The organism is Bartonella sp. MR90HLJMH (assembly GCF_042194115.1).
In the GTDB taxonomy this organism is placed as follows: Bacteria; Pseudomonadota; Alphaproteobacteria; order Rhizobiales; family Rhizobiaceae; genus Bartonella; species Bartonella grahamii.
The window spans coordinates 49,131-62,568 of the sequence record NZ_JBHIMM010000009.1; the positions used below are offsets into that span (position 1 = coordinate 49,131).

Annotated in this window: 9 protein-coding genes and 1 pseudogene; 7 read left to right on the forward strand and 3 right to left on the reverse strand. The window is 36.0% G+C overall.

Translation table 11 applies throughout. The annotated features are described in order from the left end of the window. Positions 1-140: 140 nt before the first annotated feature. Positions 141-470 (reverse strand): TIGR01244 family sulfur transferase, encoded by a 330-nt coding sequence (locus tag ACFIJ9_RS07105; protein ID WP_375636395.1) that lies wholly within the window; start codon positions 468-470, stop codon positions 141-143. 1,001 nt (positions 471-1,471) lie between these two features. On the opposite strand from ACFIJ9_RS07105, the gene parA reads away from it, so the two are divergent. From parA to ACFIJ9_RS07130, 5 genes are all read left to right on the forward strand, one after another. Continuing rightward, positions 1,472-2,101, forward strand: coding sequence for a ParA family partition ATPase (gene parA, locus ACFIJ9_RS07110; protein WP_375636396.1), 630 nt, complete (start codon positions 1,472-1,474; stop codon positions 2,099-2,101). After that, positions 2,098-2,328, forward strand: a complete 231-nt coding sequence (locus ACFIJ9_RS07115; RefSeq protein WP_015856697.1) for a plasmid partition protein ParG — start codon at positions 2,098-2,100, stop codon at positions 2,326-2,328. Before parA ends, ACFIJ9_RS07115 begins: the two co-directional genes overlap by 4 nt. Before the next feature lie 1,137 nt (positions 2,329-3,465). After that, positions 3,466-3,702, forward strand: a complete 237-nt coding sequence (locus tag ACFIJ9_RS07120) for an EexN family lipoprotein (RefSeq protein WP_375636398.1) — start codon at positions 3,466-3,468, stop codon at positions 3,700-3,702. 188 nt (positions 3,703-3,890) lie between these two features. Continuing rightward, positions 3,891-4,157, forward strand: coding sequence for an EexN family lipoprotein (locus tag ACFIJ9_RS07125; protein ID WP_375636400.1), 267 nt, complete (start codon positions 3,891-3,893; stop codon positions 4,155-4,157). Between the two features lie 3 nt (positions 4,158-4,160). Then, positions 4,161-4,379, forward strand: coding sequence for an EexN family lipoprotein (locus ACFIJ9_RS07130; protein WP_375636402.1), 219 nt, complete (start codon positions 4,161-4,163; stop codon positions 4,377-4,379). A gap of 78 nt (positions 4,380-4,457) precedes the next feature. On the opposite strand, the pseudogene ACFIJ9_RS07135 reads toward ACFIJ9_RS07130, so the two are convergent. Next, a pseudogene (locus tag ACFIJ9_RS07135) lies at positions 4,458-4,816 on the reverse strand (integrase); the annotation flags it as partial. Positions 4,817-5,244: 428 nt separating this feature from the next. Here ACFIJ9_RS07135 and ACFIJ9_RS07140 point away from each other — a divergent pair. Together ACFIJ9_RS07140 and ACFIJ9_RS07145 are read left to right on the forward strand one after the other, a co-directional pair. After that, on the forward strand, positions 5,245-5,475 hold the full coding sequence (locus ACFIJ9_RS07140; RefSeq protein ID WP_143711778.1) for a hypothetical protein: 231 nt from the start codon (positions 5,245-5,247) through the stop codon (positions 5,473-5,475). A 2,732-nt stretch (positions 5,476-8,207) separates the two neighbouring features. Continuing rightward, a complete protein-coding gene (locus ACFIJ9_RS07145) occupies positions 8,208-8,612 on the forward strand; it encodes a flagellar protein FlgN (RefSeq protein WP_273788300.1) in 405 nt (134 codons plus the stop codon). A gap of 1,614 nt (positions 8,613-10,226) precedes the next feature. Here the strand turns inward: ACFIJ9_RS07145 and ACFIJ9_RS07150 are convergent. Further along, positions 10,227-13,310: an autotransporter outer membrane beta-barrel domain-containing protein gene (locus ACFIJ9_RS07150; RefSeq protein ID WP_404978563.1), complete on the reverse strand. Its 3,084-nt coding sequence runs from the start codon at positions 13,308-13,310 to the stop codon at positions 10,227-10,229. Between the last annotated feature and the right edge of the window lie 128 nt (positions 13,311-13,438).

Consider the following 13,438-nt stretch of genomic DNA (forward strand, 5'->3'; position numbering starts at 1 on the left):
TGCGTGTAGAGTCTTATGAAGTGGGAAGCCTGAGTGGAAAGCGCAAGACAAAGATTATTGACAGATTATTTTTTACAGATCGATGTGTATTTAAGAGTCTTTATCTTTTAAGGCGAGGAGGAAGCGTATGAAATCTGTGTTTAAAGACGCGCTAAACGATAAAGATGCAGCGAGCGTGCTCCGTGATGGCAATAAGCGAGAAGAGGCAGAGAGGCGGTTTTTAAAATTGTTTGCATAGCTTCAACAGCTGACTGTTCTATAGTTGGAGGAGAAATGGGAATGTGATAGGCTTTTATGCCATATTCATTTGCGACCGTTTTAATGCTAGAAAAGTCAGGTTGATGAAGCTCCTCGTGATCGGGGCGGTTGCAGATAATTGTTTTAAAACCAGCTTGTGCCAATGTTTTGATATTTTCTATGCTAATTTGGGCGCTGATAAAAATATCAGGTTCAATTTGTTGTAAATTCATCTTTATTTATTCTCAATTGCACGATTTTCACGATCCCCCCTAGTTTGGTATATAAAAGAACATAGTGAAGGTAAGTTTTTCAATGGTATCTTAACAAAAATATTCTTTTTGTCGAGAAGATCTATTTTGGGAAAATGAGCTGTAAGATGCAAAATATCTCACTCCGCAATATGTTCGTTATTCGACCTTATGCAAGACGGCTGTTTGGTCTTTATGCATAATCTATTATGTTTACCAAGCATAGACATTCCATTGTGTTGCTTGTTCACACGTTTGGTAGAGGTATCCTTATTTCTCTTAAGCCTATTTTACCCTGTCGAGCGTATAAGAGTATAAAATTCATTGATCACTACCCTCTTTACGCTTATGAAGAAGTAGGCTGGTACCATTGTTATATTTTTCAGTCCCCAATGTTACTACAGTCCTTGGCTCTTGAGACAGTTCATAAGAAGTATTTTAATCCTTTCTTGTACAGTTTTTACCCACACGCTAGCCCCGCTTGTAACGTACAAGAGACATGATTTTGATTGATTTAATATCAGAGGGCATGAAATGAGAGAATCTTCCTGATTTCGGCTCTCTCATTCAACGTGCAAAACAATGAATGCTTCTTATAGTTTGTTGTATATTCAGAGTGGAGTTTATTTGTAGAGTTGCATTAAGTGGACTGCATGAAGGGAGAAGCCCAAATGGCAGGCGCGAGATAAGAAGCTGGATCATTTACAGAGCATTGTTCACAGATCGACATGGATGTAAGAATCTTCGTTTTAGGGTGGGGGAAGAAGATCGTGTCTCTTGTTTAGATTTATTTTTGTTATTCTCAAAAACATCATCTTCATAATGTTTTTTCTTATGCTAAAAGAATATTATAAAGACAAAATTGCGGGCTGTCGTTTTATCCTAAAAATAGGAGAAATGGTTATTTTGCACGTATTGGATGCTTGCTTCTTTTATTACTTTCTGTATAATCGTAAAAACGATAATGCTGAAAGGCGTAATAAATGATCATTGGACTTTTGAATCAAAAGGGAGGCGTAGGAAAAACTACGTTGAGTGTTAATCTTGCGGCCAGTTTTGCGCGTACCGGTGCACGGGTATTGCTTATTGATGTTGATCCACAGGGGAGCGCATTGGATTGGGCTGCAGCGCGTGAAGATGCACCTTTGTTTTCGGTTATTGGTTTACCACGTGCAACGGTTCACAAAGAGATTACACAGATTGGTCATGGTTATGATCATATTATTATCGATGGTCCTCCACGTGTGACTGATCTTGCTCGTAGTGCTCTTATGGCTTCGGATTTGGTGCTTATACCTGTTTTGCCTAGTCCCTATGATATTTGGGCAGCCGATGGAATTGTAAAGCTGATTGACGAAGCACGTATTTATAAAGAAAATCTTGAATCTGCTTTTGTTATTAATCGTAAAATAGTCAATACAGCGATAGGGCGTGATGTGAACGAAGCTCTTGGCATATACCCCGTGCATGTTCTTTCTTCTAGCGTTGCGCAGCGCGTGATTTTTGCAGAAGCAGCAGCACAGGGGAAGGCGGTTTATGAAGTTGATAAGCAAGGACCAGCAACAGCAGAGATTGAAGCTGTTGCAGCGGAAATCAAGGAGTTAGCGCGATGAATAAAAAAATTAAAATCGGCACGAAACCAACGAATAAATCAATTCCTTTAACAGCAGATGCATGGGTAGGAAGCCCCAAAGGGAGCATGAGTGGAGGTATGAAGCGCCTCACGATTGATATACCAGAAAGTTTGCATCGATTGATTAAGGTAAGTTGTGCAAGTCGTGGAACTAAAATAGCCGATGAGGTGCGCGAATTGCTTTCACAAAAATACGGAAAAGTGTAAAAAGTGATATATGATAATAAGTTTTCGTTGGTTTGAATACTTTTTCTAGAGATGATATCATTTGTTTTTATACGAAGTTAATAATGATAAAATCTCCCTTCTTTTTTCACGAGGGCTGCTTCATTTAAGTTGTTTTTCATAAGGTTCTGTATCATTTCATGAAAGAGCTATGAGTTTGCGAAAAATTCTCCGTTTCAAACTTTTCCCTATAAGTATGATAATCATCATACTACTTGTGATCTTATATCGCTATCTTATCCGCTAGATGAATAGATAAGTTTATTCTTCCATAAAAATTTTCTTGATAATGATTTTAAACGTCAGGTTATTTCTTTGTTTATTTCACTTAATACATGCGTAAATAATGTAATTAAGAGTAGCGTTGATTATTTTTTTCTGTTATGCAGCGATTTATTTTATTAAATTATATTCATGTTTATAAAGGGGGGATATAAATAAGTAAAATTTACTGATATTGGCGCGCTATAAGTTTTCCTAATAAACAAAAGAAGTCATTGAGCATATTATAGACAGTATTTCTTACATTTATATGATTTTATAGTCTTAAATAGTTAATGCCAGTCGTAATGGTACGCAAGGAAATAGGCTTTTTTGCTTCAATTGATAATGTATAAGATCGCTTTTTTAGCATTTCTATTGGCATTTAAAAAGTGCAGGGGGACTTAAAGTTTTCTTTCTTTTCCGGTGGTTTAAGAAATGATAAGAGCGCAATCAGTTGGTTAAAAGGTGTATTCTTTCTTTTGCAGGGAATTTGCAATGGATATAGGCATTACGAATTTTTGATAAGATTTTGTGCGACTTCTCATGATGAAGTGGTTTTTGAAAAATGCCAAGATATCAAAATTACTGCTGAAGTTTAAATACTTCAAATACAAAGAGCAGCCGTGCAGATAATGCTACAAATGCAAGTCTGATAAATAAAAGCAGTTTTCATGATTTAACATGTTTGCGTTGCAAGTTTGCGTATTTGCAAAGGAAAGTTAGACGCAAGGTCACAATATAGGAGGGGATGTGAATCCAAAGATATTGTTAATAAAATATAAAACAAAGAGAGGGGTTAAATCATGAACAAGATCATTATAACAGCGCTGTTGCTTTGCACGGGGCTTGTTACTGTTGGTTCACGAAAAAAACTACAGTGTTGAGGAATTTAAGAAAGATAAAAAATTGATGCAAGAATGGGGAAAGAAATGCGATAAAATCGGGACCTCTGCTTTTGCAACCAAGAATTGTCAAAATGTCATACAAGCCGATATGGAGCTTTTTCAAGAGCATTATAGAAATCTTGCAAAGGAACTTCGTGAAAGTGGCAAAAAAGGGAATGAAACTGAAAAAAAGCAGGACAACAATTAAATCATAAAAATATATTGATAGCGGTGTTTTTCTTTGTACGCGATTTATCATCATAGGTTGGAAAAAATTGCGTACAGAAGTCGATTTTAAAATTTTTGAAAATGCACCAATGAACCGAATGTACAAATTTAATGGAACCCTAAATTGTGTCCTAAACTTTGTAAATTTGAAAAAAGGGGAATTTATTTATGAATAAAGCCATTATTACAATAGTGCTGCTTTGTGCTGGACTTGCTGTTGCTGGATGCGAGAAAAACTATAGCGTAGCAGATTTTAAGAAAGATCCTAAATTACTCAATCAGTGGTTAGAGAAATGTTTTATTGCAGGGAGTTTTGATTCTCAAAATTGTAAAAACGCAGAAAAAGCTGAATTAGAAACTCGTAAAAAATGGGGAGTTTTCGGTTCTGGAAAGGATGACCAAGAAAAAACTGAAGATAAAAAGGAAGGGAATTAAATCATGAATAAAGTCATTATTACAGCAGTGCTGCTTTGTACTGGACTTGTCCTTGCTGCTTGCGAAAAAAATCACAGCGTGGCGGAATTCAAGAAAGATAAAACATTACTCGAAGAGTGGGTAAAAAAGTGTGAAAAGATGGATCCATCGTCTATAAAGAAATCTAAAAATTGTCAACATGCCAGACAAGCGTATATGGAACTTATGTTTGGCATTAATTAAAAACATAAAATTCAATAAATTATTCTATCAATAAGGAATTGGTTAATTGTTGATTCTATTACGTTTTTTAGGCTCTCTCTAACTTTTAGAGAGCCTTTTGATGGCTTCAAGAATTAGCCGTTTACGATCTGTACTCTTTGTGTAAACGGATGCTATACTGTCTATTTGTCCAGCCAAAAAGTGCTTTCAATTGTGATAGTATTGCATCCGAATGAGTTGCTACGTGTCATTGCTAATTTTTCAAACTATGTGCTGATTGTTTAATGTTTTGGTCGCATGTATTTAAAACATGAGATTGAATCTACCTTTGGGGTGTTTTTCTGCGTTCATCACAAATAAATGTTTCATCACACTAAGACCGGCTTTAAGTGTTGCGGCTAATTTCGGAAAAATTGGGAGGAAACATTTGTTTGGAATTTACTTTTCTCTGTCTTAATAAAGAGAAAAATATTCTGAATGGAATTATTATCGTTTTATACTTAAATGTTTTTCTCAAAATATTTTTAAAAAATTGCTTTTGATTTGAGAATATTATAACATTAGTTAAGACGTGAGGCAGTTTTGCTAGGACGGTTTTGCTGGATGTGTGAGGAATTGAGCGCTCTCCATATCTTTTCATTTTCCCCCTCTCTTTTCTGAGTTTGTAAGGTTTTTCCTTGTTATTTTTTATTTTAATTGTGTTGTAATATTATTATGTTGAGTGGTGGAGCTCATGCAAAACTTTATGTATGAGTTGTTTTTTGAATAATACTTTGATTTATAAAAATAATTTAATTATTTTATGTTGAATAAGGATCTCGTCAAAATCTGTTCTAGGTTGAATCAATTAAAACCATCTACTTGCACGTTACAAGCATGGAGAGCCGTGTGGATAAAAACTGTTGAAGAAAGAAGTAAAAATGTCTTTTATGAACTATCTCAAGGATTAAAGGTTGTTGCAACATTTGGTGCTGGAAAAGTATGTGATGGTGCTGGTTTATTCCCTCGCAAGTGTATGATGATGGTGTTCAATGGATTTATCATAAGCTTCTTGAAATATTCCTTTAGAATTGTGATATGCCCTGAAGGGGAGAAGCAAGAGGAACTTACTCAATAAGGAGACAAATTATTTACAGATCGGATCTGGTAGAAAATTTAGTTCTTTAAGGCGGGAATGAAGTTGAGATTCAAGTAGCGTGAAAAGATGGAAACTGATGGTTAAAAATGCATACAAAAAGCAGAGTTAACACTTAAATAGTTGCAAGCGATGTTTGAAATTAGGTGTGTAATTTATCTGTAGAGTTAAAATTTCGCTTTGATCTTATGTAAAATTAAAATGATCGTTTGCGCAAATTACAAAAAGCCAAGAGAGTATGTTTAGTATATTTCTATTACGAGAACTAAAATAACAACAAAAGCATTCATGGTGATAATCAAGGTTGAATAAAGCACTGCGGCTTTTACGAGATCAGCCATAAAAACCTCTTTCTGTTCTTTTTGAGGTGGTTTTATGAATAACAATATGTTACAAACCGTAGTATATGTTGATACAATATATTAGGCAAGCTTAAAATCGTTCCTTTTTTGTAAAGGCTTGAGGAATTAGAGCACTGTAAATCTTAAAAAAGAAAGTTTTAAAGAGAATATTAATTGATTTTGTAGGTTTTGTGTTGCAGAAAACTTTTTTATCCTGTTATGCTATGAAACACTATCATTTATAGCGGTAATATAAGGCATATAAGTTTTCTTGTAACGTTTAAGTATTTTTTAGTGTGCGATGAATATTCGTAGGTTGATTTATTGAGCCTTTCGTTTAAGTGACTCACATGAGTAGGAAGTTAAGAGAAGATTGCTTGACAAAAATTCGGACTGCGTACAGAGCAGATTGAGTTAAGATCTTTGTCCTTTAAGGTGCACAGAAGAAGACAAAAATGTTTTCTGATCGTTTATCTCATAGTAAGATTGGTTAATGCTGTTCTAATGGGCATGTTTTGCACAAAAGAACAGAACGTTCCAAACGAAATATACTTATGTTGTATATTAATATATTTGTATTGCATATTTATGTACTTGTAAGAAAACATCTCTCAATGCACACGACAAACATTTTACGATGACACTCGTAAATGGTATAACAGTAAAGCTCTCGTGAAATAATATAAAATTTGAATAATATAAAAATCTATAGAATGCTACCATCTTTACACTTATGAAATAGCAAGTCACTGTCATCGTACGCTTGCTTCCAATGTTTACTATGGCCCTTGGCATTTGAGACGGTTCATAAGAGGCATTTTTCTTTCAGTGTATTTTATCAACACATCAGGGCGTTGTTTGTGATGTGCAAACAAGTAAATTTAATTTATTCAACATGGGATAGATTTGAAATGTGATGAGTATGAAAGAGAAGAGCTGCATTTAGAAGGTTGAAAATGAGAGAAAGTTCGTAACAAAAATTGTACCTTTATTATAAAATGATTGTTTCTATGTTTTTATACCAGTAGCACATGTAAAGCCGCGATATTAAGAGCAAACTGTGTTATGGAGTGAAATAACCTATAGGAAGATGCTGTGGAAATTCTGAAAATATCAATGTGGGGAGCGTTAAGCATTATGCATTGGATAATATTTTGATTTATAATGATAATCTATCGTTATTCAACTTGAATTAGAGTCCTGAATACCGTAAAATTTTTTCATTCCAAATCTGCTCTAGGTTTAATCAACCAAAACCATGTCTTTTGCAGTTACAAGTGGGGAGGGTCCATGCGGAGCGAAACTGTACAAGAAAGGCATGCTTTTTGAACCGCACTTAAATGTCAAGGATATCGCAACATGAGGGGCTAGCAAAATATGTGATGGTGTGCTGGCTTGCTTCTTTTATTAAGCGTAAAGATGGACAGTGCTCAATGGATTTTATACATGTCATGGGGGATTTATCATTATATTATTCATGGGTTATGGCGCGAAATAGGCTTGGGTACACTTAAGAGATGTTTCTTTAAAACAAGCGCGTGAATATGCAATTGAAGACGTATCGAATTGATTGGCTAAGAAACTCTTGAAAAGGTTCAAAAAATCTTATATAGTCGTTCATTGCAAAGAAAAGCGAATGATAATTAAAAAAAGGGAGATTGATAGCTGTTTAGCTGTTTTAAGATGTCTTTTTTAATATTGCTGTATGGCTAATCTGTTCAAAAGAGCATTCTTTTTGTTTTTTATGCGAAGTACTGCATATGTGCAGAAGGAGCATGGGGGAGGGTGTGTCTTTTTGAATGGGTGCAACTAATTTTGTAGGGTGCCATCTTATGGGGTGCCGGAAGGTATGCAAGTTTAGGTGCAAAAAAAGCCATAAGGTTATGGAGGGTAAGATGCTGCTATCGTTAAAATGCTGAAATTTTTAATGAGCTTAAGTCTTTGATATGCTGCGAGATATGCTGTGGGTTTTTGTCGGCAGGTGGTCTTTTTATGGACAAAGTTCTCGTGAGAGCGTTGTTGTTTTCTGTTGAAGGCATGCTGGTGACGAAATAGGCAAAGATAAAATCGGCAAGGCGAAATAGACCAAAATAGACAGAGCAAATGTAGAACTTTCGATATTGCTGCGTAAGGTTTAAGTTTATAGCGTTTTGGTGAATTAGTATAGCCGTAATGATGGTTTTGGAGCAAACAAGAAAAATACTTGAGAGAATGCGTTGAAAGTTGAAGTGGTATACGCTTTGAAGGATTGTCGTGCTGTTGTTTGAGCGATGTTTGCACCACGAGCTTTATTGAGTGTATCAGCATTGAAGAGAACCTGTTTAATCTCCCTCATTTGAAAGATTGAACAAGAGTGTTGAAGGGGAAGTAAAAATGTCTGTAGTGCAATATGGTGATGATAGTTTTGCATCAAAAGCAAAAGTTCTTGATAATAATCTTATTGATCGTGATTGGGCGATGACAAAATTTGTTGCTGCTGTTAAAGGATTAGCTCAAGTTGTTGATTATGAAAGCAATATGCTAGAGAGCAGTGGTGTTCCAGATTACGAAGAAATAAATTTATGTAAAATACGTGGTTTGCGTGATCTTAATAAATCCATGAGCGATGTGAAGCGCTACATGAATCAAGATATTGAGCATGAAGTTGAAAGTTTGTTGTCTGATTTACAAGAAAAATTACAGCGTAATAGTGAATTGCTTCAGACGCATTTAAATGCAGTTAATGATCTTTCTAGAGCTATGCAATTATCTGGACGCGTAAAAGAAACAGAGGAATGATTCAAATCTGATGAATATTGGCTGTTCTAAGTGATGACAATGATTAGGTAGATCAGTTTATTTGGATAAATAATGCGTTTAGTGAGTAGACTTGTTTTAAGCGCATTTGGGTATTTAAATTATTATCCTGTTGTACTGTAAAACGCTGTTCTTAAAACAGTGTCTTTTAAGGTGTAGTGATGTGAACTGCGTGCTGTGGGAAGCTAGTTGGGAGAGGACTAAGAGAAGGGGGAATATTTACGGAGTATTGTTTGCAGACTGAGTTAATAGGGAGCTTCATTTTTTAGTTTAGGGAGGCGATCAAGGGAATATTTAGACCAGCCCGTGATGCCTTAAAAACAGCTTGCTTGGAGCTATGGTAATATAAGGTTTTATGCATTAGTCTTTTGAGAGTATGTGATGAATATTGCCTATAAGCCTTATAGAGCACTGTCCTTTGAAGTGTGGTGATATGAAGCGGTTAGTTGTTTAAATCTATATGTTTGAGACAAAAATTAAAGCGGTTTAATATTTTCTTCTGCTGTTTTTAGTTTTTGTATGCCAGATTGGAGAGAGCATCCAGATTTGAGTGAATAGATTGCTTATATCTTTGTTGGCGTAATATTTTAAATGGGGAGGCGATCTTATTGGGAAAGAATAAAGGGCTAGAAATCAGCTTTCCTCTGTACCACCATCCTTTAATTTAGCTTTATTTTGTTCAAAAGCATCTAAAGCACTATCTGTTAAATGATGAAGATCACGCATTATTTCACGCTTCAGTTTCTCTCGTTCTTTAATGGGGGCACGCGCCCCTCATGTAAAACAGAACGTCATTGTGTTGCCAATTCACGTGCTTTTTTAAAGAAACATCTCTTAAGGCACCCAATCCCATTTCACGGTGGTGTCCGTGAATGGTATAACGGTAAATCTATAGAGCACCACGATTTTTACGCTTCATAAAGGAGTAAGCTGGTGCATATTTGCCAGCTCGTGGGTGTTGCTACAGCTCTTGGCACTTGAGACGGTTCATCAGGGGCATTTTTAATCCTTTCTTAATAGTTTTTTATCCACAAGGGCTCTTCCCGCTTGTAACTTGCAAGAGACATGATTTTGGTTGATTCAACATGGAACATGTCTGAAATGAAAGGATCTTACGCTATTCTGGATTCTCATTTAACATGCAAAACAATGAACAATCTTTATAAATCAATATTTTGTCTTATGGTGGAGTTGGTGTGGCATTGAGATTTTAGAGGAAAAACACGCTTTTAAGAATTTATAACAGATAGCAAGTTTTTATAGCAGGTATATTAAATGTACATCATCTAAAATAAATGGAGCGTCTACAGCGAAGAAGGGGCTAACTTTTTTAAATCCGCATGAATGCTTATTCTGTTGTGCTGTAAAAACATCATCGCTTGAGGTGTGGTGTAAGACATAAAACTTTATGCATGGGGTGTTTTGATGAGAGAATGCTATGGTATTCAGTTTTTTATTCAATATGCAAAAGAAAAGTTATAAGTCAAAATCTTCTTTAATGTGATAATGATTTTTGAGAATTTAAAAAATATAAGTTTAAATAAAAAAGCAGCACTTTGTGCTGCCATTTTATTTAAATTAAAATTAGCTTCTGCTTTAGAAACGATAACGTATCCCGCCAGACAAATTGGTGCCAGATACACCGGCTTTTTGCAGTTTTTGCCGATAGCTGATATCGGCGTTTAGTACGATTTTTTGAGAAAGATATGCATTCACCCCCATGCCTCCTTCAACTGAAGAGCCGGTAGGATCAACATGAAAGGTATTAGCAATTTTTATTGTTTTTCCATCACCAAAAGCTCTGATAACATTTACTTTACCATAGAAGGAAACAGCCTTACTTTCTTCAACAGCCATTATAGTTTTTGTTAAACGTCCACCAATACGCATCAACCATTGATGCGGGTTTCCCATGTCTACTTTTAAGCCATCGGCATCTGAGAAGATATCAAACATGAGATTTTGATAAATGAATTGTGCTTGTGGTTCAAATACCAATCCTTTTGTGTTGGTCGCTAATTTCTGACCAATGGTTGCAGATATATTAAGCATCTCCGTACCATCCAGTTGTGCGGCATTTCCAACAAGAGCTGTGGTAATATTTCCTTTTAACTTTCCGTAAGAAAGAAGGGTGTTTACATATATACCATTGCTATGTTGGATGCCGCTGTAAGCGGCAAGAGACCATTTATCAAGTGTCGTCTTTTCAGAATCTTGCATCTCTTTTGGCGTAAAGGCAAGTTTCCCGTATGTTCCTACAAAACCAAAATGTGTGCTTATGTCTTTGCCTTCCAAGGCGGCTAATATGACACCCAGTTGTAAAGCAGTATAGTTTACATCAGCACCATAACCATAATGCAGTGGATCGCGGTTGGAAGATAAGGTGACTTTCTCGCCGTAGGAAGAGAAAAAGATACCATTCTTTTTATTGTCTTCTGCCCCAAATACTGTTGTTCGCATATTGTCTAACAACGTGTTTTGATTGTTTACATCAGTAAATCCAGCAGAAAATAAAGTATTAGATATGGTTAAATAGTTTGCTACCTGTGGTAAAAGTGCTCGAACTTTTTTATCCTTATCAATGTAGGCATTCTGTAAGCGGAAATCCCAGAAATTACTGTTCTTACCAAAAAGATTTTGGCTCTCATGAGATGTCCCAGGTTTATAGCTTGTAAGTACATACTTATAAGGCTGTTTCCCTATTGTCATATAGTTTCCTGATAACGTGAAGGAATTTTCGTTTGCTTGTCCGGAAACTTGAATGATTGAAATCCCATGTGTCCCTAAAGGAAGTGACGCCATGTCTTCTCCCCAAACAGCAGAGCTATCGGTTATTTTTTTATCTGTTTCTTGGAGATTGATGTGAACAACAGTACGGCCTGAGACATCGCCATTAATCACAATGCGATCGGTCTGTTGCTCCGTGATAGGAGAATGTTTATCCCATTGAGTATTTACATAAATTTCTGCAACACCTGTTGCACTATAAACCGCTGTTGTATGAGCTGTTCCATCTGCTTTCGGAAGATTAGGTCCTATAAACAGAGTTTGGTAATGTCCCTCCATTGGCTTGTCAAACATAATGACACTATCTGTAAGGCGCAATCCAGAAAGGTTAGAGTATGATTTTTCATCAACACCAAACTGTACATGGTCATCTGAAACATTATCATTATTTCCAGCGTTTTTATTCGCCTTTAAAAGCCATTTCGTCCCCTCTTTTAGATCAAAAACAGTTCTATTATCTTTAGAAGTTTTTACTCGACCTTCTAAAGAAGAGTGGTTAGAAACCAGTGTAAGGGTGTTTGTGAAAGCATTTTCGTTTTTTATATTTTTTAATAAAATATCGGCATGAATTTCTGAATTTTTAAGGCTGACTTCACCGTTTATGTTTATTCCATAAAGGTTGATACCCCTACCATGTTCAACGAAAATCTTTGTATTCTCTAGAGTTACTTTATCGGCAATATTGGCTAAATCTTGTTCTTGAACGGCGTTGGCATTCCTTTCAGCATTGCGTGTATATCGTTTTCTAGGGGCATTATACGGATTGTTGCGGAAAATAATACCGTCCGCTTCATGATTGCCCGTGACATGTACGCTTGAATCTTTCAGTTTGATTGTTCCTTCTATGTTGACCAAACCAGCTGTTTCTGCTGTTACAGTAATACCTGTAGCATCAATTTCTCCACCATCTGATACACTCAATGCAACAAAACGCGCATCAACTGTTCCCCCTATCATGTTGACTTTTGAATTATTTCCCTCTGCATGTACAGCAAAACCATTGTCTTGAATTTTTTTGTTATGTAGCGTTATGGTCTTACCGTTTTCAGCCTCAACTCTAGAGCTTATATCCTCAATTTGTGTAGACTTTTCAGGTTGTTTTATTGGTGATATTGGTTTTTCAAGCTCTGATTTTTCAGATATTTTTTGTGCAGAGGCAGATTGTACGGGCGCTGGTTTTACAGATTTTGGCGGTACCGATAATGCTGGTTTTCCAGTTTCTGGTCTTAAAGATATTGGCTGTGCGAGTTCTGGTTCTTTAGGCGTTGGCGATAGCTCTGTTGTTGGTTTTGTAAGTTCCACTCTTATAGGTTCTGAGTTTGTAAGTGTTGGTCGTAAACTGGGTGCAGGTTGTGGAGGTTCTGACTGTGATGATACAACAGAATTTTCGGGCATTTTTTTTCTGGAAGAGTCTGTAGAAGAGGTGAGAACACCTGAACGTCTTCTAGATTTTGCTTCCATTCCTGCTGTTGGAGCTATTTCTGTCGTTGGAGATTGTGTAAGAATATCTTGTGTGGCTGTAGGGTTAGATTGTACACCTTTTGCCACTTTAGTCTTTGATGTTTGTGTACTTCCTTGGCTAAGATCAGAGTTTTGTTTTGAAGAAGAAATTGTATTTCCAACTAAATTTCCTTCAAGTTGGGTTGTGGAAGGTAGAGTGCTCGTAGGAGTAGGCGTTGTAGATTCACTCTTTGTAACAAGAGGGGTTATGATCGTTCTTGTAGAGCTAGATGTTAAAGGTGGATATGAAGATGATGCATTTGAATGAGCGGGTTGTGGAGACGGGAGATCTATCGTAGGTTGTGCATTCGTATCATGAAGAGCATAAGACAAGCTGGTGGAAGAATAAAACAGAACTCCAGAAACTGTGTATAGTAAAAAACTTTTTTTCATATGGATGTATTCCTAAATATTTCCCCTCTCTCATAAAAGATAAAACTTTGACCTCATTATGTTTCTTTTGTAAGAGACAAAACGAAACATAATGAGAGTGCTTTATATTTCAAGATAGGAATACCAGT

What these genes read in the sequence shown, in the direction of transcription:
- ACFIJ9_RS07115 (WP_015856697.1), top strand. Translation starts at nt 2,098, where the DNA reads ATGAATAAAAAAATTAAAATCGGCACGAAACCAACGAATAAATCAATT.
- parA (WP_375636396.1), top strand. Translation starts at nt 1,472, where the DNA reads ATGATCATTGGACTTTTGAATCAAAAGGGAGGCGTAGGAAAAACTACG.
- ACFIJ9_RS07105 (WP_375636395.1), bottom strand. Translation starts at nt 470, where the DNA reads ATGAATTTACAACAAATTGAACCTGATATTTTTATCAGCGCCCAAATT.
- ACFIJ9_RS07125 (WP_375636400.1), top strand. Translation starts at nt 3,891, where the DNA reads ATGAATAAAGCCATTATTACAATAGTGCTGCTTTGTGCTGGACTTGCT.
- ACFIJ9_RS07145 (WP_273788300.1), top strand. Translation starts at nt 8,208, where the DNA reads ATGTCTGTAGTGCAATATGGTGATGATAGTTTTGCATCAAAAGCAAAA.
- ACFIJ9_RS07150 (WP_404978563.1), bottom strand. Translation starts at nt 13,310, where the DNA reads ATGAAAAAAAGTTTTTTACTATACACAGTTTCTGGAGTTCTGTTTTAT.
- ACFIJ9_RS07130 (WP_375636402.1), top strand. Translation starts at nt 4,161, where the DNA reads ATGAATAAAGTCATTATTACAGCAGTGCTGCTTTGTACTGGACTTGTC.